Annotated in this window: 12 protein-coding genes; 2 read left to right on the top strand and 10 right to left on the bottom strand. The window is 63.7% G+C overall.

What is annotated here, in order from left to right:
- Positions 1-350: 350 nt before the first annotated feature.
- From NYE40_RS02315 to NYE40_RS02290, 6 genes are all read right to left on the bottom strand, one after another.
- Complete coding sequence (locus NYE40_RS02315; RefSeq protein WP_101808429.1) at positions 351-1616, bottom strand: hypothetical protein; 1266 nt, start codon at positions 1614-1616, stop codon at positions 351-353.
- A gap of 67 nt (positions 1617-1683) precedes the next feature.
- Entirely contained in the window at positions 1684-2160 is a 477-nt protein-coding gene (locus tag NYE40_RS02310; protein ID WP_101808428.1) for a GNAT family N-acetyltransferase, read from the bottom strand.
- 350 nt (positions 2161-2510) lie between these two features.
- The gene (locus tag NYE40_RS02305) at positions 2511-3578 is read right to left on the bottom strand and encodes a cupin domain-containing protein (RefSeq protein WP_084137381.1); all 1068 of its coding nucleotides are present in this window, start codon (positions 3576-3578) and stop codon (positions 2511-2513) included.
- Between the two features lie 112 nt (positions 3579-3690).
- Positions 3691-8262, bottom strand: coding sequence for a carbohydrate binding domain-containing protein (locus NYE40_RS02300; RefSeq protein ID WP_339279232.1), 4572 nt, complete (start codon positions 8260-8262; stop codon positions 3691-3693).
- Between the two features lie 232 nt (positions 8263-8494).
- A complete protein-coding gene (locus NYE40_RS02295) occupies positions 8495-8620 on the bottom strand; it encodes a hypothetical protein (RefSeq protein ID WP_267238402.1) in 126 nt (41 codons plus the stop codon).
- 894 nt (positions 8621-9514) lie between these two features.
- Positions 9515-10588, bottom strand: coding sequence for a branched-chain amino acid aminotransferase (locus NYE40_RS02290; RefSeq protein WP_339279231.1), 1074 nt, complete (start codon positions 10586-10588; stop codon positions 9515-9517).
- A 190-nt stretch (positions 10589-10778) separates the two neighbouring features.
- Between NYE40_RS02290 and NYE40_RS02285 the strand changes: the two genes are divergently transcribed.
- Entirely contained in the window at positions 10779-11687 is a 909-nt protein-coding gene (locus NYE40_RS02285; RefSeq protein ID WP_101808425.1) for a LysR family transcriptional regulator, read from the top strand.
- Complete coding sequence (locus NYE40_RS02280) at positions 11688-12413, top strand: SEC-C domain-containing protein (RefSeq protein ID WP_101808424.1); 726 nt, start codon at positions 11688-11690, stop codon at positions 12411-12413.
- A 62-nt stretch (positions 12414-12475) separates the two neighbouring features.
- Here NYE40_RS02280 and NYE40_RS02275 read toward each other — a convergent pair whose 3' ends face one another.
- Genes NYE40_RS02275 through NYE40_RS02260 form a run of 4 tightly spaced genes read right to left on the bottom strand, consistent with a single transcriptional unit; the run spans position 12476 to position 23314 of the window.
- On the bottom strand, positions 12476-16981 hold the full coding sequence (locus NYE40_RS02275; protein ID WP_101808423.1) for a hypothetical protein: 4506 nt from the start codon (positions 16979-16981) through the stop codon (positions 12476-12478).
- A gap of 23 nt (positions 16982-17004) precedes the next feature.
- Entirely contained in the window at positions 17005-20211 is a 3207-nt protein-coding gene (locus NYE40_RS02270; protein WP_101808422.1) for a type I restriction endonuclease, read from the bottom strand.
- Positions 20208-21575 (bottom strand): restriction endonuclease subunit S, encoded by a 1368-nt coding sequence (locus tag NYE40_RS02265; protein ID WP_101808421.1) that lies wholly within the window; start codon positions 21573-21575, stop codon positions 20208-20210. The genes NYE40_RS02270 and NYE40_RS02265 overlap by 4 nt, the downstream gene beginning before the upstream one ends.
- Positions 21572-23314, bottom strand: a complete 1743-nt coding sequence (locus NYE40_RS02260; protein ID WP_101808420.1) for a class I SAM-dependent DNA methyltransferase — start codon at positions 23312-23314, stop codon at positions 21572-21574. Before NYE40_RS02260 ends, NYE40_RS02265 begins: the two co-directional genes overlap by 4 nt.
- Positions 23315-23335 lie beyond the last annotated feature (21 nt).

The following is a 23335-nucleotide window of genomic DNA, read 5'->3' as shown; positions in this document are numbered from 1 at the left end:
GCCGAACTTTAATGACTCGTGAGAAGCTTAGCGTCGGGAAAACAGCGTCCAACGAGTAGAAATACCGCCATGCGAACGTTTAAGCGTCTGAGGAGTCGTTAACGCAGAGGAAAGCGGAAAAACAGGCGTCTAAGCTTCTGACCCGTCGTTAGAACACAAACCCGCATCGAAGCAAAGCGGCTCCGAAAGGCTGCTGCCTATATCCTCAAGCCCGCCACCGGCCTCGGCCGGTGGCGGGCTTTTTTATCGCGCTGCACGGGGCGAACCGCTTCCCGATCCGCCGCGAAGCGCTCACCCGGCCGCGGCCAGCGCCGGCCGATCGAGCTCCCTGCCGATGGCGGCAGCGCTCGTCAGGCAGGCTCATCCTTCGGCTTGCGGGCGGGCAGACGCTTGAGCTGCCGGGCCAGCCTTTTCAAATACAGCGCCTGGAGCAGGAAAACCAGTCCATATAGACCCGGCAGCAGGATGATCTCGAACGGATAGCCGCCCAGGCGGGCGATGTAGACGACCACAAGCGCGAGGCCCAGCCCCGAACCGATCAGCGAAACCCAGAAGCGGCGAAGCCTGCGGGCGAGATCGCCTCCGTACAGCGTCAGCGCCGCCGCCGTGATCAGCACGCAGAGATTGTAAAAAAGCTGGCGGTTGATCGGGAAAAGGAGCCTCTTCGAAGAGGCATAGCTGATCGTCCACTCCTCCAGGGGCAGGCGGTCGAGCTTCACCCGGCAGACGCCGTCCTCGCAGCGCAGCGGCACGTTGCTATGCAGCCTCCAGCCCCAGCTATCCGGCAGCCGGGCCTCCAGCTCGACTTCAGGCTGCCCTTTCCAATAGGCGGCCGGCGAAAGATAGTACCGATTCGCCCCGACCGCAGTCGCCACCGAGATCGTCTCCATCCCGCCCTGGTCGCGGTAGCGGATGGACAGGCGCTTCGTTTCGCCGGGAGCGAACGTCAGCGAGTAGCGCGAGCCCGCAAGCGTGAGCAGCTCGGAGGGAGGCGGGAAGGCGCGTCCGTCGATCGGGTCGATAATCGTCTCATCGTTGCGCCGGCTGTTCATCATCCCCTTCAGCGAAGCCGGATCGACCGCCTGCGCGGGCAAAAGGCCGCCGTCCGCCTCGCGAACGTCCACGCTCTGCTGCCCCGGTCGGACGAACAGCATTTCGACGCTCTGCCTCGCTTCGCTCTCGTTCTGGAGCTCGTACTCGACGGACACCTCGGCTTCTTCGTGCGCCTCGATGCCGGCCGGCAGCTCGAGCACGACCTTCTCGCGCACGAGCCGGATCGTCTCGGAGGGTTCGAATGTCAGCGGTCCGAAGCCTGGGGCAGCTTCCCGGACCGGCCCTCCGTTGGCGGCGGCAGGCTCAGGCGCAAGCGCGGCGCTTGCCGCGAGCAGCAGGATCAGCGCAAGCGGCGCCCGCCGCAAGGCCGCGAGAATGCGCCAAGCCTTCGACAAGCCTCCCGATGCGCCGCCATCCGCAAAGCCGCGCAAGCCTCTCCCCACGCCTCGGCGCGGAGCCTCCTCCGCAAGCCCGCGCGCCGCGCCGACCTGCGCCCGAGACGGCAAGCCTTGCGCCGCGTCCGCCCCTTTTGCCGCAATCGCCATCCGCGCCCTTTGCTGCATCCACCGTCCGCCCCTTTTGCTGCATCTGCCATGCCCCTTTTGCCGCATCCGGCCGTCCTCCTGTCCCTTACTCCTCATCCCGGCGCTCCCGCTTCGGCAGCCGCTTCTCCAAAAAGACGAGCGTCAGCCGTTCGTCGACGAGCCTTTCCTTGAAGGGCTCGTAGCCGAGCTTGCGGTAGAACGCCAGATTTTTCATGCTGCGATGGCCCATGAACAGCTCTGCGCGCGCCGCATCCGGCCAAAGCCGCTCCGCCTCCAGCAGCAGCCGCTTGCCGAGGCCTCGGTTCTGGGCGGACGGATGCACGATCAGCTTGCCGATGCGCACGCTGTCCCCGTCGCGCTTGGCGCGGACGGAGCCCACGATGTCGCCGCCTTCCACGACGATCAGCACGACGCCCTCCCGATGATCCTGCTCCAGCTCCTCCAGCGTCTGCGTCAGCGGGGGGATCGCCATGCCGTCATACAGCTCGGCCTCGCTCAGATAAGCGAGCCTCTGCAGCGAAAGGATGGCCGGCAGGTCCTCCCGTTTCGCTCGTTCGATCATCCGTTCTCCTCCTCCTGGATCGATTGCGGCCATCCCGGCCGGCGGATGGTCCGGATGCCGCTTCCATCTCTTCCAGTATATCGAGGATTTCCCGCTTGCCTAGAGCGCTTTGCGCTGGAATCTCCCGCTGCGAGGAGTGCGGCGCCCATGCCGATCGCACGTCAAAAAGCCGGCCCCCGAGGGCAATGCCATCAAGTCAAGCTGATCTTGATGGCATTGCCCCTGAGGGACCGGCTTGGCGACAAGCTTGAAGCCGCTCGCAGACGCCTGCGAGCGGCTCCTGCATCGGCGCTGCCCTGGCGGCGGCGAGGCCGGCTCGCCTCAGCGGCAGGCGAGGCCGCCGCTGGCGCTCAGCGCCAGCCGCCGCCGGGCGCCTGCTGCGGCGCATACGCCGCTGGCGAGCCGTAGCTCCGCTGCGCGTACGCCGCGGACGCTCCGTAGCCCTGCGGCGCGTAGGCCGCCCAGCCCTGCTGCGGCTGCCCGTAGCCGGCGTAGTAGGCCGCCTGCGGCGCATACGCCCGGGCGGCGGCCGCCTGATGAGCCGCGTAGCCGGCCGCATACGGCTGGCCGGCCTGCGCGTAGGGCTGGCCGTACGGCGGCTGCGCCTGGAAAGGCGACTGGCCGTACACATAGGCCGGCTGGCCCGACACGCCGGTGCCGGCCCAGGAAGGCGCGGTCCGGTAGGCGGAGATCGCGCCGACCGTCGGCGCGTCCTCCAGCTCCTCCGCTCCCTGCGGCCCTCGAGCTCCTTGAGCTCGCGTCTCCCTCGCCCCCTGCGGGCCTTGAGCTCCTTGAGCTCGCGTCTCCCCCGCTCCCTGCGGCCCTCGAGCTCCTTGAGCCCGCGCCTCCGCAGCCTGCCCTTCCTCCCCGCTCTCGCGCGCCTGCTTGCAGCTGTCGAGCGGACCGATCGCGACGGTCTGCTTGATCGGCGCGATCGCTTCCTTCCATTTCGCCTCGTCGAGGCAGTACGTCTGGGCGATCGCCTTGGCCGGCGTCAGCCGCAGGATGTCGGAGCCGAGGATGACCTGCGGCGTCGGCGCGTCGAAGATCGCCAGAATATGCGTGTCGTCCGAAGTCGCCTCCTCGAAGTGCCACCAGCCCTGCGGCACGATGACGACCTCCTGCGGCACGATCGGGATGGAGATGAGCTTGTTCGTGAACGGATTGATCATGCTGACGGTCGCGCTGCCCGAGATCAGATAGACGAGCTCCGAGGCGTTCTGATGATAGTGCGGCTCGACATAATGCCCCCGGCTCAGGAAGATGTCCAGCAGCGAGGCCGAGCCGAGCGTCGGCAGCTGCTTGTAGCCGAGGATGTTGATGTAGTTGCTCGCGTTCGTCTTGAACGCCGTGCTCTTCTTCATGTCGAACGAGAACTTGAGATCGGGATCCGTATAGTCCATGTACGAGACGGTCATGTTCCCCATCCTTCCCCCTGCGTGATGCCTACTGAAAAGGATATGAAGCTCGGAGTCCGTCCCATTCCCGCCACCCGTCCATTCGGCTGCAGCCGGACCGGCTTTGCTCTGCCTAAGGCAGCAGCTCGCGCACGGCGACGTCGTCGATGCGGATCGCATGCGGAGCGTCCGGCGTCGCGGCCGCGCCGTCGACGACGTTGCCGAGCAGGAACTTGAGCTCTACCGTGCCGTCTGCCGCGGGCGTGACGACGACGCGGTGCACGCGCGCGCTGTCTCCCGTCAGGCGGACCGCCGACTTGCCGACGCCGGCCGCGCCCGTCCATTCAAGCTCGATCGGACGGTCGGCGTCGCTCCATGCGCGGAACGTCAGCTCGTAGCTGACCCCGCCTTTGAGCTTGAGGCCGCCTTGGATGAGCTGGCTCGACCAGCTCACCGGCACGTTCCACTGCGGATGGATGCCCCCGTGGTAGAAAATGTCGATCTTCGCCGCCCCGTCCTCCACGGCGAAGGCGGAATCTCCGCCTTCGCCTTTCCAGTACGTCCAGCCGGCCTCGCCGCTTGCGAACGAGCCGTTCGCGAGCAGATTGCCGTCCGCCTCCATGACCGGCTGCCGGACGGAGGCGTCGGCATAGCCTTCCGCCTGCACCGTCACCGTCGCCGTGCCGGCCGAAAGCCCGGCTGCCGGCAGCAGCCGCAGCACGCCCGGCTCCAGGACGTAGGCGTCCGGCGCCAGCGTCCTTCCGTCCGCCGCCACCGAGCGGACCGCCGCCCGCCAGTCGGCATCGTCGGCGAACGTCAGCTGCAGCTCCGAGCCGGCATAGTTGCCGTCCAGGTCCTCGTTCAGCCGCACCGGCCGCTTGAACGGAGCGTCGGCGACCTCCAGCACGACGTTGCCGATCCAGACCTGATGGCTTCCCGCCGGCGTGCCGGGCAGCCTGCCGAGCAGGAACTTGAGCGCGAGCGTCTCGTCGGCGGTCGGCCGGAACGTGTAGGCGAAGCGCTGCCAGTCGCCGGTCAGCGCCTTCTCTCCGGAGTCGAAGCGCCGCGCGTAGGAGGCGTTCTCCAGCGTCGCCTGCAGCGGCCGCGCCTCGCTCGCCTTGGCGTCGAACTCCAGCTTGTAGGCGAAGCCTTTCTTGAGGCTCAGGCTGCCTTGGTTCAGCATGACGTTCCAGCTCTCGCTCCCGGCATTCGAGATGTCGATGCGTGCCGCGCCGCCATCCGCCGCGAAGGTCGCTCCGGCTCCTTGGACGAACGGCTCCCACGAAGCCAGGCCGCCGCTGAAATCGCCGTTCTGCAGCGGGAACAGATCCACGCCGGAGTAGTCGACGTTGCGGTCCGACAGGCGGAGCAGGCGAACCTCGTCCAGTACGATTTCGCCCGCGGCGCCTCCGAACAGGAAGGACAGTCGTCCCAGCGGATCGCTTTCGCCCGCCGGCATCGTGAAGGCGAGCTTATGCTCGGCCATCGCCGTCCCGGCCGCCATCTCCTGCGAGGCGTACGTCCGGCTGCCGCCCTGGCTGCCGAGCTGCACGCCGACCGTCCGCCCCGCCGTGGAAGCCCGGGCGCGGAACGTCAGCTCATAGTCGTCGCTTTGCAGCAGCTGCAAGCCGTCCTGGCGCAGCGCCGCGTCCTGCGGCGCGCCTGCCGCTGCGGTCGTCAGCCGGACCTCGCGGGCGGACGGATCGACCGATGCGGACGCGCCGGCGGTCGGCGCCGCATCCAGCGTCCAGTAGGTCAGCCGGTCCATCTTGCCCAGCTCGAAGCTGCCGTTGTAGATATGGTTGCCGTTCTCGAGCGGCTCCTTGGCCGCCAGCGGGTCGCGCAGCTGCTCGACCTCCTCCAGGCGGACATTGCCGATCCAGACGTCGCCGGCCGCGAGGCCGACGTTGAACTCGAGCCGCGCCGTGGAGTCGGTCGCGTTGCCCATCGCGAAGCGGTATTCGAACGGCTTGACCTCCGTGCCGAGCTGCGGCGCGAACTGGTCCGTGTAAGCGGCCCAGCCGTTGTCGGCGTCGCCGCCCAGCTTGACGGCGATCGCGCGCGGAGCCGAGGCTTTGGCGTCGAAGGCCAGCCTGTAGTTGCGGCCCTTGACGAGCGTCGCGTGCTGGATCAGCTGCAGCGAATAGTTCTGCTGGCCGCCGTCCGTCGCCGTGATGCGGGCCATCGGCGTGCCGCCGACCGTCTCGATCTTGGCCGTGCCGGCCCCGCCGAATTCGCCGGTGTGCAGGAAGTTCCAGTAAAGCGGATCGAGCGCCGCCCCCGGAGCCGCGACGTCGGTCAGGCCGCGCGCGAATTCCCGGTCATGGATCCAGCTTCCGTCCACCGGCTGCTTGGCGTCTGCCGGGATCGGCTCCTTGACCCCGCTCGGCTCCTGCGGCGTGCGGTAGTCGCGGCCCGTCAGCTCGTACGCGCGGACGTAGTCGACCTCGACGCGGCCCGGAAGGTCGGAGTCCTGGGGCGTCCGGCCGCCGTCGTAGTTGCCGCCGACCGCCAGGTTGACGATGAGGTGGAACGGCTGGTCGAACGGCGCCGGGAACGCGTACTTGTCCGGCTGCCCGACGCCTTGGCTGCTCCACTCGTTCTGCGTCTGGTACAGCTTGCCGTCCACGTACCAGCGGATCTCGCCGGGCTCCCACTCCACGCCGTACGTGTGGAATCCGGTGATGTCCTCGCCTTCGGGGAAATGGTACTCCTTGCCGGTGTAGCGGTTGTCCGGCCAGGTCTTGCCGTGGTGGAGCGTGCCGCCCACCTCGCCGAGCAGCCGGCCGCGCGCCTCCATGATGTCGATCTCGCCGGAGGACGCCCAGACGCCGTAGACGCTGTCCTGCGGCATCATCCAGAAGGCCGGCCACAGTCCCTCCCCGGCCGGCAGCTTCATGCGCGCCTCGAACTTGCCGTACGTCTGGCTGAACGTCGGCGACGTCCACATCCGGCCGGACGTGTACGGCTTGCCGCCGACGCTCTCCTTGCGCGCCTCGATGACGAGCTTGCCGTCCTCGACCTTGATGTTCTCCTTGCGATAGAACTGCTGCTCGTTGTTGCCCCAGCCGTCGACGCCGTACTCCGCGCCGTTGCCGAGCTGGTAGCCCCACTTGCTGAGGTCGACGCCGTTCGTATCCGGCTGCGCCGCATTGCCGTCGAACTCATCCGACCAGGTCAGCGTCCAGTCGCTTTCCGTCGGCGTCGAAGTCGGAGCCGGCGTCGGCGTAGGCGTTGGGGTCGGCGTAGGCGTTGGGGTTGGCGCAGGCGTTGGGGTCGGCGTCGGAGACGCGGACGACGTCGGCGTTGGCGTTGCGGTCGGTGCCTGCGTCGGCCAAACGATCGGCGGCGCGGCGCTTGGCGTTGGCGAAAGGCTCGGCGAAGGGCTCGCGGCCTTGCCGCCGCTCACGGCGCCGGAAGCGACCGTACGGCTCTCGCCCGCCGGCAGCGGCTCGCCGTTCAGCGTCACGCCGGTTCCCGCAGCCGTGACGCGCCCTGCGCTGCCCCGGATCGACAGCTCGGAGCCCGCTCCGCCTTGCCCGACCTCCATCTCGCCGACCTCGGCCTGCGGCCCGATCTCGATCGTGGCGCGGCTTCGCGCCTGCAGACGGCCGACCTCGCTGGAGCCCTCGAGCACGATCCGCACCGGTCCGGACGGCTTGTCCACGACGACTTCGCCCGCCGTGCTGTCCTCCAGATGGATGCTGCTGGCGCCGCCGCCCTGCACGAGGATGCGGCCCTTGACGCGGACGCCCTTCAGCGTCACGTCGCCTTCGCCGATGCCCGGCCCCAGGTACAGGTCGCCCGCCACTTCCGTGCCCTGCACGACGACGCCGCCCGTCTTGACGACGAGATTGCCGGCCTCCGCCTTGGCATGCGTGCCCGGCGCGGCGACGATGTCGCCCGACAATCGGTCCAGCAAAGCGATCGCCTCCTCCCTCGTCACCGGCGCGCCCGGCTTCAGGCTGCCGTCGCCGTAGCCCGACAGGTAGCCGCCGGCGAGCAGCGCCTCCAGCGCCGGCCGCGCATAAGCCGCAGCCTTGGCTCCATCGGAGAACGCGCCGAGCTTGTTCGCCGTCGGGCCCGCATCCGCCAGTCGGAACAGCTTGGCGGCCAGCACGGCGGCCTCCTGCCGCGTGACGGCAGACGAAGGACGGAAGCTGCCGTCCGGATAGCCGCTGGCCAGGCCCGCGGCGCGCAGCGCCTCGATCGCTCCCGCGTGCCAGGCGCCCGGCTTCACGTCGGCGAAGGCCGCCGACGCCCGTTCAGGCGTCGGCAGGCCGAACAGGCGGACCATCAGCTGCGCCAGCTCGGCGCGCGTCACGGCCGCCTGCGGACGCGCCGCGCCGTCCGGATCGCCCGCCGCCAGTCCGAGCTGCGCCCATTTCGCCATGACCGCATCCGACCATCGGCCGGCCGCTGCTGGGGCTGACGAGGCTGACGGAGCAGCTCCGGCTGTCGATTCGGCCGCCGGTACAGATCCGGTCGCTGCCAGTGCCGCCGCTGGGGCCATCGAGGCCGCGTTCGCGCCTTGCGCTTCTCGTGCTGCAGCTCCATTCGCAGCTGCCGCCCCGATCGTCTGCGCAGCCTGGCCGCTGCTTGGCGCAGCTTGTCCTCCGCCGGCCGGCGCTCCATAGGCCGGCATCGCTCCTGCAGCCACGAGCAGCGCGCACAGCGCTGCAGCGGCCGCTTTCCCTTTTCTCATTCCAATGCCCCCTTCTGATGTTAACGCTTTCATAATGAGATGCTACTTACTATAGAGGAATCCAATGTTGGATTATATCCCCATATTTCAGGTAAGGTGACGGGAGTTCAGATCGCCGCCGACTTTATTCCTGCGCTGTTGAAACGTCCCTCCGAATGTACTCCTTGCTGCCGAACGTCCGTCTTGCCATCTCTTTTCTCACACCCGCCTCGCCTCGTCGCTCCAGCCTCGTTCATCTCGTCCAATCGTCCACCTCGCCCGCCCCACTGATCTCGTTCATCTGTCCACCTTGCCCGCTCCGTCCATCCCGTCCATCCCGTTCATTCGTCCATTCGCCCGCCTCGTCCAACTCGTTCATTCGTCATTCGCACGCTCCGTCCATCTCGTCCATCTCGTTCAATTCGTTCATTCGTCCACCTGCCCCTCGCTCAACTCGTTCCTTCGTCCATTTCACCGGTCTCGCCCACCAAGCTTTTGGTTCCATTCGTCGCTCGTCTCGTTCCTCATGCCATCCCTCCAGCCGCCTGCTGCCTCGTCCGCCTCGCCTGCTCGTCAGCCGTGCCGCTAACGATACGGAGAAGCGCTATTTTGCCCAAAACGAACAGCTGGAAATTCTAACGATACTGAGGCGCGCTATTCGACTAAAATCGGCCAAAATCATCGTTCTGGACTCGAATAGCGCTCGCCAGTATCGTTAGCTGACAAAAAGGCTCGAAAATCAGCAAATAGCGTCTCTGAGTATCATTAGCATTCGCAGGCAGCCCTGGATGCGGCACATCCGAGGCTAGACTCACTGCGCTGCGAAAGAAAAACCTCGGCTTGGCAACCAACAAACAGACGCCCCCCTGCAAGAGGCCGCCCATCATCTGAGCAGGTGCCCCCAGCGGCGCTACCGTTCAGGCGATTGCGGCGGCGCCACCGGCCAGGCGCCCGCAGCGCGACGTCTCCAGCCCCCAGCGACGCCTTCGGCCAGGCGCCCGAAGCGGTGCGACGGCTCAAACCCCTAGCGACGCCTCCGGACAGGCGCCTGCGGCGGCGCGACCGGCTCCGGCCCTCAGCGACGCCTCCGGACAGGCGGCCGCAGCGGCGCGACCGGCTCCGCGGGCGGCGATCGCCACCTCCGCGAACGACAAAAAGACGGCTCCCCTTGCGGGAAGCCGCCCCTCTACGCGCGCATGCATTACGGTCCGTCGACCGTCATTCCGCCGATCCAGCGTTCCGTCGATTCGTCATTCCGCCGTCCGCCGATCCGTCAGCCCTGCAGCTCGACCGTCCAGCCGAACGGGTCTTCCTTCTCGCCGCGCTGCAGGCCGGTGAGCTCGTCGTACAGCCGCTGCGACAGGTCGCCTGTGCGACCCTCGTTCACCTTCATCGCCTCGCCCTGCCAGTACAGCTCGCCGATCGGCGAGATGACCGCCGCCGTGCCCGTGCCGAACGCCTCGACGAGCGTGCCGGCCCGATGCGCGTCGGCGACCTCCTGCATGGACAGCTGGCGCTCCTCGACCTCGTAGCCCCAGTGGCGGAGCATCGTGATGACCGAGTCGCGCGTGATGCCGTGCAGGATGCTGCCGTTCAGCGCGGGCGTAACGACCTTGTCGCCGAGCACGAAGAACACGTTCATGCTGCCGACCTCTTCGATGTACTTGCGGTGCACGCCGTCCAGCCACAGCACCTGCGAGTAGCCCTTGGCCGTCGCTTCCTCCTGCGCCTGCAGGCCGGCCGCATAGTTGCCCGCCGTCTTGGCCTCGCCGACGCCGCCCGGCACCGCGCGCACGTAGCCGGACTCGACGTAGATGGAGACCGGATTGACGCCCTCGGAGTAATACGCGCCGACCGGGGACAGGATGATCATGAACTTGTACTGGTGGGAAGGAGCCACGCCCAGCGTCGCCTGCGTCGCGATGACGAACGGACGGACGTACAGCGACGTGCCTTCCTCGGACGGCACCCAGTCGCGCTCGACGACGAGCAGCTGGCGCAGCGCCTCGAGGAACAGCTCCTCGTCGATCGCCGGGATGCTCATGCGCGCGTTGGACAGGTTCATGCGCTTGATGTTGCTCCGCGGACGGAACAGCAGCACGCGGCCGTCCTCGGTCAGGTACGCCTTGAGCCCCTCGAAGATCGTCTGGCCGTAGTGGAACACCTTGGCGGCCGGATCCAGCGTGATCGGCTGGTAAGGCACGATGCGGCCGTCATGCCAGCCCTGCCCCTTGTCGTAATCCAGGATGAACATATGATCCGTGAAGCGGGTGCCGAATACGGAGCCTTGAAGCGACTCCTTGGCCTTCGGCTCCTTGGTGCGCTCGATCTTGAACTCGTAAGCCATCTGCGATCCTTCCTTCCGTCGTCCGCCTCGTGCGGCGTCCGAGCATTCTTCTACTAGTCATCCTACCACTTGATCCCCTATAGTGAAAGGATCGGTTTCATTCAGTTCTCCATACCTTCCGGGTATGGCATTCCGGACAATCGCCCGCAGCCGCCAGGCTTTTCCATTGTTGCCGAAAGGAGTCTTCCGTATGGATATGCGCCAGCTGAATTACTTCGTGACGATCGCCCGCGAAGGCCAGATTACGCGCGCGGCGCGCGCGCTGCACATGGAGCAGCCGCCGCTCAGCCGCCAGCTGCGGCAGATGGAGGAGGAGCTCGGCGTCGTGCTGTTCGACCGCACGGGACGCAGCCTGCGGCTGACCGCCGCCGGCAAGCTGCTGCTCGAGCGCGCGGAGCGGCTCATGCGCGAGTTTTCCGACACGCTGCAGGAGGTGCGGGAGCAGGGCGAGGGCATCCGCGGCGTGCTGTCCGTCGGGGCGGTCGTCTCGTGCATCTCGCTGCTGCCGGATCCGATCCGCAAGTTCCACCGCCAGTATCCCGACGTGACGTTCAAGGTGCATGAAGGGGATCATTTCTCGCTCGGCCAGGAGCTGGACGCGGGCGAGATCGAGCTGATCGTGACGCGCCTGCCGTTCGAGTTCGACTCGGAGCCGTCGGCCTACAAGATCGCTCCGCTGCCTTCGGACCCTTTCGCCGCCATCCTGCCTGCGGGCTGGGCGCCCGAGAGAGGGGGGCCGATCTCGCTCGGCGAGCTGGCGGAGCATCCTTTCCTCACGCTCAAGACCGAGCGCACGACCGCCATGCACGAGAAGCTGCTCCAGCAGTTCCGGCTGGCCGGCTGCGAGCCGCATATCCTGTGCGAATGCTCCAGCGTCGCCGTCATCCTCGCGCTCGTCTCCGAGGGCATCGGGGCGACCGTGCTGCCGCGCTCCGTGCTGGCCTCGTTCCAGATGTCCGGCATCGAGCTGCGCGAGCTCGGCGGCGAGCGCTTCCACTCCGAGGTCGGCATCGTCTGGCGCAAGGACCGGTACCTGTCCAAGAGCGCGGAGCGGTTCATCGCGACGCTGCTTTCGCGGAATGAAAAGGAGAGAGATTGAATGACGAATGCAAGACAGGCTTTGCCCGTCGGAAGAAATGATCGCTGCCTATGCGGGAGCGGAAAGAAATTCAAGAGCTGCTGCCTGCCCCGAACAGAGGAGGAGCGGAAGCGGCTGTTCGAAGACATGGATGTCCCGAGGCTAAATGACGGATTTTTTCACTTCCATCCGTTCCGACAGCTCTCGAGCGCAATGCTTCTTCACTCCAGCCTAGCCACTCCCACGTTGGAGCAGCTGGCCATGCAGATAGCCGGGAGAATCCGGCCGGATGAAGCAGAGCTTATCCGCTCCGAGCCGGATCCGTTGAAGCTGCTCGATCTGCTTGAAGAAGGCCGCATTACAAATTCCAACCATCCCTATCTTCTCCGAAAGCTCCTGCCGCATGAAGCGGTCGTTATCCCGGCTCTGCTCAGCAAGCTGAGCGAATCGGATCAGGATGCGCTGATCGAGCAAGGAATCCGGTTTCTAAACAAGACGACTGGATTCCCGCTTCCTCAGCTGGAAGAACTGGCCCTAAGCGCATCTTCCCCTTATGTCCGCTCCTGCGTCTGCCTTCTGCTGGGCGTAAGAGGGCCTGAGACCGTCTTGCCGCTCCTTTGGAGGCAGTTCCACTTGTTGCGGACGGCGCATCCGGAGGAAAGCCTCTCCGAAGGCCCGCTCTACGGCTTGTACGAGCTTGCCGTACGTTTCGGTCGGATCAGCTTGAAATTTCCTGAACATCTGTAACGAGGAGGGGCGACGGAAACGTGGCCTGAAGCTCCTCTCATTCAACAAACAAGACCGCTCCATCAGGAGCGGTCTTGTTGTCTGGAATAAACCATCCCATCCTCGACGACAAACGGCGCTTCGTTTCGCTCCAGCTTCATGGCCGTCTCGTACATGAAGCGACCTTCCTTGGAATACTTCAGTTCCGCAAGCCTGTGCTGGAATGCTGCCGCATCCACCTTTCCGCCGAACTCCGTCTCCAGGAGCATCGCCAGCCAATCCGTCTCGCCGGCGATCCGGGGATGGCCCCGCCTGACAACGATATGATCATAAGAGCCGACCAGCAGGAACGATTCGCTTTTGTGCAAGCAGTCGGACAGCAGATCCTCCGTCCAGGGCAGGCCGGCTCCCAGCTCGCCCAGGGGCAGCTCCCGCATCAGCTCCCCAATCGTCGCGTAGGGACGGCCGCCGCGCTCCTTGCTCTCCAACGCACGCTCCACATCGCGGACCAGCTCCTGCTCCCGCTCGGCCGTCCAACCAAGCCTTATCCGATGAATGTATTCGCCGAACTGACCGGCGCGGTAGTAGAAAATATTTTTGCTCGATGCCAAGGCGTTGTCGAGCGTCGCCGCGCTGGCGCCCACATCATCCGTCACCCATTCGTACACTTCCTCGCGAGGCACCTGGGCTTCCTGATCCTCCATGTACTGCTCGACCATCGCGAGCAGCGTCATCCCCTCCGCCGGATGGCTCGACAAGGTGATGAGAGGATAGCGGAACATGCGGAATCGCTCATCATCCAGCCCCGTCAGCAAGTCATAAAGAAGATAGGACGAGCCAATCCCCATCGCTTGCATGCGGCTTCTCTCCAGCTCATAAAGGCGGCTGACATGCAAAATGTCCGTTTCCTGCAGCATCGCCCACAAGCGATCGAGCACGCCGTGAAAATCCTCGGGAGCAAAAGGGTAGAACTCCCGCAATCCGACGATTCCGTAGTCCGCGCTGACAAAGTCCGGATCTTTGGAGATGGAGAATTCCAGAGTGAATCTCTTCCATCCCCGTTTCTGCACGAACTCCTCCCGCAGCCGCTCCACCGGAAGGGGCTCGTACTGCTCGCGGATGAACATCTTGATCTGCTCCGCGTTGCTCAGTTGCAGCCCGCCGTCGTCCACATGCCAGATATGAGGGAACTTGTTCGGCGCAAGCTGGTCCGAGCCGAGCTTGCGCAGCATCGTATAGAGCGCATATTCCGTCGGGATGCCGTTGTCTTGCAGCCGTTCCCGATACGATCCGAACAGGCGGTGGACGGAAATCGGACTGCGCTTTTCAAGAAGCTGCAGCGCATGATCCGAAATTCCCCTGACCAGCGCTTCGTCTATCTGGACCTTGTCGCGGTGAATGTAGACGCCTCTGCCCCATAAATAAGCCGTGTCGCTGAACTCTTCCCGGCTGAACACGGCCGTGAGCTCGCGCTCCTTTTCAAATTCGCCCGGCCGGATTCGATTGCCGATCTCCATCAGTTCTTCGGCCCGCTTGTATACCTCGACGCCTTGCGGAAACTGACGGAGCACCATCTCGGCGATATCCGCCTTCGTGGAAGACGAGAGGAAGCTGGCTCCATCGAGCGTTCGAGACATCCCCGTCCGCGCCATCTCCAGAACGAGGCCGAGAGGGAATCCGAGCTCGTCCGCCAGCGGCTTGACCTGCTTGCGGAGCTGTTCCTCCGTCCACAGCCGGCCGCCCAGAGGTTCTTTCAGCCGTTTGCGCAGTTGCGCTTCCTTGGTTTCCACTTCTTCCAGCGGAACCGTCGTCCACCACCCGTACCGCTCCAGATAAAACAGGCCTTCGTATTCCTCCAGCGCCTGCTCGATGATGCCATGGATAAAATTCGCTTGCAACGGAAAACAGAAAAATCCTTGTTGCTGCGCGCAGGCTTTTTCAAGCTCCTGCTCCAGATCCAGCAGGTCGCCATGGAACTCGCGCAGCGTCTTGCGGATGACCTGCCTCACTCGCTCCCGCGTCAAGCCGAACTGCTGGCCAAGCCATTCCAGCGTCGCGCGGCGGCCTTCCGCGCGTTCCTGCCAGCGGATCCGCACCATCTGCAGGTTGCGGCTCGATCGGATCGCCTCGTCGCTCAGCTTCGGAGCGAGCTTGGCCGAAGCATGCCGCAGCCGAAAGCCGATCCGCTCGCCCGGACTCATCGCCTCGAGCGTCGCCGCCGTCTCGCGCAGGGCTCTCGCTTCCTCCAGCAGCTCCACCAGCCGTACCACAAAAGCTTCCATTGAGATCTGCCCGATGCCCGTTCCCTTGATGAGCGAAGCCAATACGGTCGGCAGCTCGCCGACTCGAGTGATGCCGCGTCTCGCCAGCCGCACGGGCACACGGTTCCCGGAGGGGAATTCAGTGGGGCGTATCGGCAACTGAAGATCCTCATCGCTCAGGTCCAGAACAATCTGCTGCCAAATCAGCCGCCTGGATATGTCCGCGGGCTGATCTCTGTCTGGCGCAAGCTTCGGTTCCGGAGGCGCCTGCTTCGATCGGGCAGGGAGCGCTGGCGCTTCGCCGCTGCCTTCCTTCTCGACGAACGACTTCAGCTGATGCATCAACTTGAGCATCGCGCCTTGACCAGCGCTTTTGATGTAGGGCAGCAGGCTGCCCATATCTTCCGGCAGGTCCGCCAGCCTCGTCACCTGACAATTGTGGATCAGTCCCCGCATGAGGGCATTGCAGCCTTTGATCGGAAGATCTTCCAGCAGCGTCTCCTGCCGTTCAGCGGGAATCGTGACGGACACATCGGCAAAGTAGAGCGTGCGGCTCGTTCGGGCCGTATTGCTTTCGGGTTCGTCCTGCATCAGCTGGTCTTCCTCCTGCGGCAGCGGCTCGTCGCGCCGCGCCTCCAAAGCAAACAGCTCCGACTCCACGCCCTCATAGCGGTCGCGGAACAGCCACTTCAGCCCGTACGTCGGAAGCCCGCTGAGCTGTCCCGTCTCGGTGATGCCGAACCGCTCCAGCTGCCTCGCGATATCGAGCGGGAACCGCTCGCCCAGCGCGAGGCCGGGCATCAGGTCAGGGACGAACGTCGCCTCGCCCGGCCGCTCCAGCTTGACGAACCGGCTCAGCTCGCCCGCGAAAGCAACGCCGTAGAACCACAGTTGGACGAGCACTTCATGCAGCAGCTTCGGCTGCAGCCGATAGAGCTGCTTGAGCCGCTCTTCAGTCCAGTCCTCGAATGTGACGACACCGAGCGTTTCCGCGATCTCGCTCATCCGGCTCGGGCGATACTCCGCTACGGCACGCTTCTGCAAGTACGAAGGCACGAGCACTTTCGGATCCTCCTGCGCCGGCGCGTCCGGCCGTGCGGATGAACGCTGCAAGTCGGCAGATGCCGGTTGCGCTGCGGGTACAGCTGCTGCGGGTGCCGCCGGCGCTGCGGCATTTGCCGTTGCTGCAGGTTGCACCCTCGCTGCAGGTTGCGCCGGTGCTGCGATTTCCGCCGTCGCTGCAGGTGCCGCTTCTGCAAAGAAGTCCAGCTCGACCTGCACCGCCCCGCTCCGCACCGCCTTGCTGCCTGCCGGCACCTGCACATAGCGCTTGGCCGTCTGGTTGTTGCCGATCAGGAACCAGGCGGGCTTGCGTTTCGTCGAGAGGCTGCCGCCTTTGGCATAGCGGAAATAAAACCGCTGCTCCTTGAGTGCAAGCAACTCGTCCTTGATCTCCCAGCCGCCGACGATCCATAAAGCGCCGCCGCTCTCGCGCTTGTCGACGACAGTCAGTCCTTGGCCGATCAGGTAAGGGGCTATCTCGACGCTTTGAGACCCGATGGAAGGTTCCGGCTGCGACGCTTCCGCCTGAGATGCCGCAGCCTGCGGCGGCTCCGGTTCAAATCCATGCTTCGCTGCCTGCGTCAGGGCCGTCTCGATCGATCCCGCCTCTGATGAAGGGGCATCTGCCTGCTCGGCCCTGTCCTGAACCGCAGGCCGCTCCTCCGCCCACTGATTCATCTGCTGCGAGAACTTCGCCAGCAGCTCGCTCATCTGGCCGAGCCGCTCGTCGATCGACGGCAGCAGCTTGTCCGCCACCTGATTGCGGAGCGCCTCCTCCAGACGGTGCTGGAGCTCCGCTTGCGCCAGCCCGACTTGACCGGCATCGGCGCGGATGTCCGCGCCAGGACTCGATGTCCGCAGCGGCATCTCGTAATCGGGCACCGCCAGCTCGGGAGAGCCATATGCCTCGACATACCAGGCCGCCAGCTCGTACAGCCGGCGATGGGCCGTCAGCGCCAGATCGACCGGCACTTCCCGCGCGTCATGCGCTGCGGCGTTGCCGTTCATCCGCAGCCATTCGAAGGCGCTGCGGATGTCTTCGGAGATGATGTCCTTGCGGGCGAGCAGATGGATCCGGTCGATCTGCTTGATCGCATAGACTGGCTCGACCTTCTCCGTCTGAGCGACGAGCGAAGCCAGCTGCTCGCCGAACAGCCGGCCTTGCAGCAGCGTCGTCCGCGGACTGATCCAGACCGTCTGCTCGACTTCATCTGCCAGCTGAGACAGGCCGGGATGCGCCGGCTGCAGGAACGCGAATAAAGTCATCTTGACCGTCTCCTTGTCTGCGTTTATTCGTAGCTTTTCTTTCCATCCGCAGCTTGGGAGTGGCTCCAGCCTGGAAGCGGATAGCGGTCTTCTACGGCGACAGCCGCTTTTTCTGCCGCGCGGGACCGCAGCGATTCATACAGACGGCCTGGACCGAGCAGGATCTCTTTCAATCCTTGCCGGGTCTTTTCCGAATCGAGCGCCTGCTTGCTCATCGCGTTGTGCGCCTTGAATGCATCGATGATCGCATTCATAATTTCCTGATTCAGATCCGGAGAGTTGTCGAACTGCGCCTTCGTGTTGTTGGCCGCCTGCTGCATGAGGATATCCGACTCCAGCAGCTTGCCCTTGATGACCTGATTGGCATAGACGAGCTTGTCCTCGTCGGTCAGCTCTCCGCTGAACAGCTTGTTGACGCCTTCGATGATCTCCGCCAGCAGCGCTTTTTCCGGATCCCGCAGCTCGCCTTCTCCAACGTCCGTCAGCGGCTTGAGCTTGTCGCCCTCTCCGTCGCCGAGCCGCATGTCGCGCTTGCCCTTGTTCCTCAGCTTGTGGTGGGTCAGCTCCAGGCTCGACACGTCGATCGTCTCGCGTTCCCGGCCGAATTCCAGCAGCGGCAGCAGCCGCTTGAAGAAGATCGCCCGCTTCTCGATGTCCGTATTGCCGTAGTCGAAGATCTGCGACAGGAAGTTGTAGACACGCAGATAGGCGCCCAGGTTCCGCTTGAACAACACCAGCACGTTCATCGCGTCCCGCGCTTCCTTCTCCCTCTTCTCGTCCTTCGCCGCAGCCGCCAGCCGCCGTTCTTCCTGGGCAGCCTTGTACCGCTTAAGCAGCCGATCGGCCACCGGCTCGATCGCCGCGACCAGCTCCGACTGCGATGCCGCCGGATTCATCTCGACCGCCACGACGCGCTCGACTTCATGCTGATCGTAATGGCCGGCGGCGTCAAGCTTGGCTCGCAGATCGTACACGAGATTCGGATCCGTCACGTCCAGCAGCTCGGCTGTGTCGTGATACGTCTTGAACGCAGCCAGAATCTCCTCCGGATCGTTGACGAAGTCGAGGATGTAGGTCGCGTCCTTTTTGCCGTAGGGGCCGTTGTAAGCCCGGTTCAGCCGCGACAGCGTCTGCACGGCCTGGATGCCCGCGAGCCGCTTATCGACATACATGCCGCACAGCAGCGGCTGGTCGAAGCCCGTCTGGAACTTGTTGGCCACGAGCAGCACCTGGTACTCGTCGGTCGCGAACGCCTCGCGGATGTCCCGTCCTCTCAGGTTCGGATTGAGCAGCGAACTGTTCTCCGTCACCGGGTCGGGGCTCGACTCCGGATCGCTCACTTCCTGGGAAAAGGCGACCAGCGTCCCCATCCGGTAGCCCTGGCTCTTGATATAGTTCTCGATGGCCAGCTGCCAGCGGACCGCTTCGAGGCGGCTGCCGACGACGACCATCGCTTTCGCATGGCCGCTCAGGAGCGGACCGACGTTCTCGCGGAAATGCTCGACGACCACCTGCACCTTCTGCGAGATGTTGTACGGATGCAGGCGGACCCAGCGCATGATGCCCTTCATCGCCTCGCTGCGCGCCACTTGCTGCTCGTCCCACTCCTGTCCGGCCGCCGCTAGCTTGAACGCCATGCTGTAAGGCGTATAATTGCGCAGCACGTCCAGGATGAAGCGCTCCTCGATCGCCTGGCGCATCGAGTACACATGGAACGGCGCCGGCAGATTGTCCGGACCCGCCGGGGCTGCCGGATCGGGGCGGCGGCCGAACAGCTCCATCGTCTTGGCCTTGGGCGTCGCGGTGAAGGCGATGTACGTGATGCCCGACTCGCGCGCGCGAGCCGCCATCTGGGCGGCCAGCAGGTCCTCGACGCTGACCTCTCCGCCGTCCTGCAGCTCGCGGACCTCTTCCGCCGACAGCAGCTGCTTGAGCTTGGATGCGGCCTCGCCGGTCTGCGAGCTGTGGGCCTCGTCGGCGATGACGGCGAACCGCTTGCCTTCCGCAGCGGCCAGCTGCTGCACCGCCTTCAGCGCGAACGGGAACGTCTGGATCGTGCAGACGACGATCTTCTTGCCGCCGCTCAGCGCCTTGGCCAGCTCCCCGCTCTTGCTCTGCGACTCGCCCTTAATCGTCGCGACGACGCCCGTCGTGCGCTGGAAGTCGAAGATCGCCTCCTGCAGCTGGTCGTCCAGCACCGTGCGGTCGCTGACGACGAGCACGGAGTCGAACAGCTTGCGCTGCCCGGCATCATGCAGGTCGGCGAGGAAATGCGCCGTCCAGGCGATCGAGTTCGTCTTGCCCGATCCGGCCGAGTGCTGGATCAGATACTTCTGTCCCGGGCCGTGCGCGAGCACGTCCTGCACCAGCTTGCGCGTCGCATCGAGCTGATGGTAGCGGGGGAACAGCACGGCCGCGATCTGCTTCTTGCTGTCGCGCTTCGTGACGAGATAGCGGCCGAGAATCTCCAGCCAGCTGTCCCGCTCCCACACCTCCTCCCACAGGTAGGCCGTCCGATGCCCGGATTCGTTCACTGGATTGCCCGCGCCCCCGCCGTCCCCCTTGTTGAAAGGCAGGAAGGACGTCGCCGCGCCTTGCAGCTTCGTCGTCATGCGGACCTCGCGGTTGCTGACCGCGAAGTGCACGAGCGCTCCGCTCGGGAAGCTCAGGAGCGGCTCCGCCTCCCGCCCTTTCGGCTGCGGCTCGCGGTCGAAGCGGTACTGGTCGACGGCATCCTCGACCGATTGGGTGAACTGGCTCTTCAGCTCCGCCGTCGCCACGGCGATGCCGTTCAGGAACAGCACGAGATCCAGCGCGTTCTCGTTATGCTTCGAGTAGCGCACCTGCCGCACGACGCGCAGCCGGTTCGCGGCGTACTTCGCCTGCAGCTCCGGGTTCATCCCGAGCGCCGGCTTGAACTGCGCGAGCTGCAGCGGCTGCCGCAGTCCGATCAGCTCGATGCCGCTTCGCAGCACGTCGAGCGTGCCGCGGTCGTCGAGCTGCTTGCGCAGCCGGTCCAGCAGCGCGGAGCGGCCCGCCGCTCCGTTCGTCTTCTCCAGCGCCTCCCACGCCTGCGGCTGGGTCTGCTGGATCCAGGCGACGAGGTCGTCGGGATAGAGCGCGCGCTCGCGATCGTAGCGCTGCGCGTCGCCGTCGGCATAGAGCCATCCGTTCGCCGCGAGATGGGCGCAGATCTCGTTCTCGAACTCGATCTCCTTGTGCAGGCTCATGCCTCCACCGCCTCTTGCTGCGGCACGAGGCCGCGCACGTCGATCTTGCCGGTGACGGCGGCGGAGATGAGCGCGGAGCGGCGCTCCTGGAGGAGAGCGATGGATTTTTGGGCTTGGTGGATGAGCGCGTTGTATTTTTCCAATTCAATGTTCAGGTGAGATACAATTTTATCTTGATCTTCAGTCGATGGTACTGAAAGCACAAAAGAGCGGAAATCGTTTTGAGATAAATTTTGCATACTTGAGCTTGTTCCAGAACAAGAGACTTTAACTTGATTTCTGTAATATTGAGTCATTGTCCAAAAGTGAATGAACGCTGGTAATACACCCTTAAAGTGAACTTGCCACAATCTGTCCGGAAGATAAAGATTTTCTTCACTTTTCAAAGCGAGTCCTGCGAATCCAACTAAATCAGGTGTGTTCATCCGGCTAACTATTAGTGTGTTTTCAATTACTGGACAAGAAACAAGATGAAGTTCAGAAGGGACAACAATTTTATTTTCTCCCCTATTAAATTGTCCACTATATACACAACTTGTTTTAAGGACCCCAATCTCCCCATTAAGAGCTGGGGAATCAATAGAGTTGACACTCTTCCCGGATTCCATTTTCAAAATGAATGACTTCAGTTTGACTACTTCCCATCCTTCGGGCACCTCTCCAAGCCACTCAATTCCCGAATCCTTCATCGGCACCGTAGGGTCAAGCCCCTTGGTGACGGCATGGGAGATTACGGCCTGGCGCTTTTCTTTCAGGAGATCGATGAGTTTTTGGGCTTGGCCAATCAATGAATTAATTTCCCTGACTTCAGCTTCCAAATAAGCTACAATTAATTTTTGCTCTTCTATTGGAGGCAAAGGAATGCGAGTGTGTAACAGCAGATTCGTTTCAAGACTTTCTACCGTTGCCCCTTGCTTTCCCCATTCTAAAAGCAATTCTTTATTATATCCTTGCACAAATCGCATGAAGTATAAGGGAGCCCAAGCCTTTTGAACGTCTAATGCTTTAATGTCTTGATTAATTGCTGTTTCCACATCATTTATTCCAACCGGGAGAGTATGCTTAAGTATGCCTGAACGCATTACTAGAAGAACCTGGTTGGTTTTTAAAATGGAGGCAGAGCTGTTTTGAAGACCACGCTCAGTTATTCGTTCCTCAGAATCTACAAGAATATCAGCTTTCATGTCTTTAGGCGTAATCCATGGAATCTCACCGTTCCAGTATTCCAACTTCTCTCTATCAGGTGTCCCGCCACCATTCAACCTGCAATGATGACCAATTTTAACAAACCCCCAATGACTCGGAATCTCCCCCAGCCACTCCACTCCACTGTCTTTATACTCCTCATACCGCGGAAAGCTCATGCCCGCAATCCCTCCAGCATCGCCTTGATCCGGTCCGTGACCTCCATTAATTCCGCGTCGATCTCTTCCAGCGGGCGCGGCGGCTGGAACACATAGAAATGCCGGTTGAACGGAATCTCATATCCAACCTTCGTCTTGTCGTGGTCGATCCACGCGTCCGGCACATGCGGCAGCACTTCCCGCTGGAAGTACGTCTCCACGTCTTCCTTCAGCGGCACGCTCTCCGTGTCTCGCAGGCTGCTGTCCGGCTGCGGCTTGCCTTTCAGCTTGCCTTTCTGACCGAGCACGATCCGGCCCTGCTCATCCCGCAGCGGGCGCTCCACCGTAATCGTCCGATAGCCGAAGTCGCTGTTGCGGAAAATGCGGCTGACCGGCTTGCCATCCCGCTCCGCCTCCGCGAAGCTGCCGAACAGGCGCGTAATCTCGGCGATATGCTCGTCCGAAAATTCCTTGCGCTTGCTGCCGAGCGACTTGCGCATCTTTTGCCACATGCCGCTGGCATCGATCAGCTGCACCTGCCCCCGGCGATGCTCCGGCTTGCGGTTGGACACGATCCAGACGTACGTCGCGATGCCGGTGTTGTAGAACATGTCCGTCGGCAAGGCGATGATCGCCTCGAGCAGATCGTTCTCCAGCACATAGCGCCGGATCTCGCTCTCTCCGCTGCCGGCGCCGCCGGTGAACAGCGGGGAACCGTTGAGGACGATGCCGAACCGGCTGCCGCCCTCATTCGCCGGACGCATCTTGGAGAGCAGATGGAGCAGGAACAGCATCGAGCCGTCGGACACGCGCGGCAGCCCCGGTCCGAACCGGCCGTTGTAGCCGAGCTGCTCATGCTCCTGGCGCACTTCCTTCTCGACCTTCTTCCACTCCACGCCGAACGGCGGATTGGAGAGCATGTAGTCGAACTTCTTGTGCGCGTGGCCGTCGTCGGACAGCGTATTGCCGAACGTGATGTTGGAAATATCCTGCCCCTTGATGAGCATGTCGGCCTTGCAAATCGCGTACGACTCCGGGTTCAGCTCCTGGCCGAACATTGTCAAGCGAGCGCCCGGATTGTGCTCGTCGATATAATCTCCCGCCACCGACAGCATCCCGCCCGTGCCGGCCGTCGGGTCGTAGATCGTCCGTACGATGCCGGGCCGGCCCACCACTTCGTCATCTTCGATGAACAGCAGATGGACCATAAGCCGGATGACTTCGCGCGGAGTGAAGTGCTCCCCCGCCGTCTCGTTGGAGATCTCGGCGAACTTGCGGATGAGCTCCTCGAAGACGAGTCCCATCTGATGGTTGTCCACCCGCTCGGGATGCAGGTCGGTATTGGCGAATTTCTCGGCCACCTGGTACAGCAGACCAGCTTTATGCAGCCGCTCGATCTGGATATGTAATTCGAAGCGGTCGAAGATATCTCGCACCGCCGGCGAGAATGCCTGGATGTAGCTGTACAGGTTGTCGCGGATATGATCCGGGTCGCCCATCAGCTTCTTCATATCGAGCGGGCTTGTATTGTAAAAGCTCTGACGCGATTCGCGCAGCAGGAACGGCTCCGGATTGACGCCCATGGCAGCCATCTCCTGATTCGTCTTGAGAACGGCCCCCTTGGTCTCCTCTAGCAGGCAGTCCAGCCGCCGCAGCACGGTGAACGGCAGGATCACCTTGCCGTAGTCGGACTGCTTATAGTCTCCGCGCAGCAGATCGGCGACGGACCAGATGAATGCGGATAAGTTCGGTTGGTTCATGGTAGTATGTTTCCCCTCTAA

The sequence above is a fragment of the Paenibacillus sp. FSL W8-1187 genome (assembly GCF_037965485.1).
GTDB lineage: Bacteria > Bacillota > Bacilli > Paenibacillales > Paenibacillaceae > Paenibacillus_O > Paenibacillus_O pasadenensis.
This window is presented reverse-complemented; position numbering and strand designations above follow the sequence as displayed.

What these genes read in the sequence shown, in the direction of transcription:
- NYE40_RS02285 (WP_101808425.1), top strand. Translation starts at nt 10,779, where the DNA reads ATGGATATGCGCCAGCTGAATTACTTCGTGACGATCGCCCGCGAAGGC.
- NYE40_RS02265 (WP_101808421.1), bottom strand. Translation starts at nt 21,575, where the DNA reads ATGAGCTTTCCGCGGTATGAGGAGTATAAAGACAGTGGAGTGGAGTGG.
- NYE40_RS02315 (WP_101808429.1), bottom strand. Translation starts at nt 1,616, where the DNA reads ATGCAGCAAAGGGCGCGGATGGCGATTGCGGCAAAAGGGGCGGACGCG.
- NYE40_RS02290 (WP_339279231.1), bottom strand. Translation starts at nt 10,588, where the DNA reads ATGGCTTACGAGTTCAAGATCGAGCGCACCAAGGAGCCGAAGGCCAAG.
- NYE40_RS02280 (WP_101808424.1), top strand. Translation starts at nt 11,688, where the DNA reads ATGACGAATGCAAGACAGGCTTTGCCCGTCGGAAGAAATGATCGCTGC.
- NYE40_RS02295 (WP_267238402.1), bottom strand. Translation starts at nt 8,620, where the DNA reads ATGAACGAGTTGGACGAGGCGGGCGAATGGACGAATGAACGGGATGGA.
- NYE40_RS02300 (WP_339279232.1), bottom strand. Translation starts at nt 8,262, where the DNA reads ATGAGAAAAGGGAAAGCGGCCGCTGCAGCGCTGTGCGCGCTGCTCGTG.
- NYE40_RS02260 (WP_101808420.1), bottom strand. Translation starts at nt 23,314, where the DNA reads ATGAACCAACCGAACTTATCCGCATTCATCTGGTCCGTCGCCGATCTG.
- NYE40_RS02270 (WP_101808422.1), bottom strand. Translation starts at nt 20,211, where the DNA reads ATGAGCCTGCACAAGGAGATCGAGTTCGAGAACGAGATCTGCGCCCAT.
- NYE40_RS02310 (WP_101808428.1), bottom strand. Translation starts at nt 2,160, where the DNA reads ATGATCGAACGAGCGAAACGGGAGGACCTGCCGGCCATCCTTTCGCTG.
- NYE40_RS02305 (WP_084137381.1), bottom strand. Translation starts at nt 3,578, where the DNA reads ATGACCGTCTCGTACATGGACTATACGGATCCCGATCTCAAGTTCTCG.
- NYE40_RS02275 (WP_101808423.1), bottom strand. Translation starts at nt 16,981, where the DNA reads ATGACTTTATTCGCGTTCCTGCAGCCGGCGCATCCCGGCCTGTCTCAG.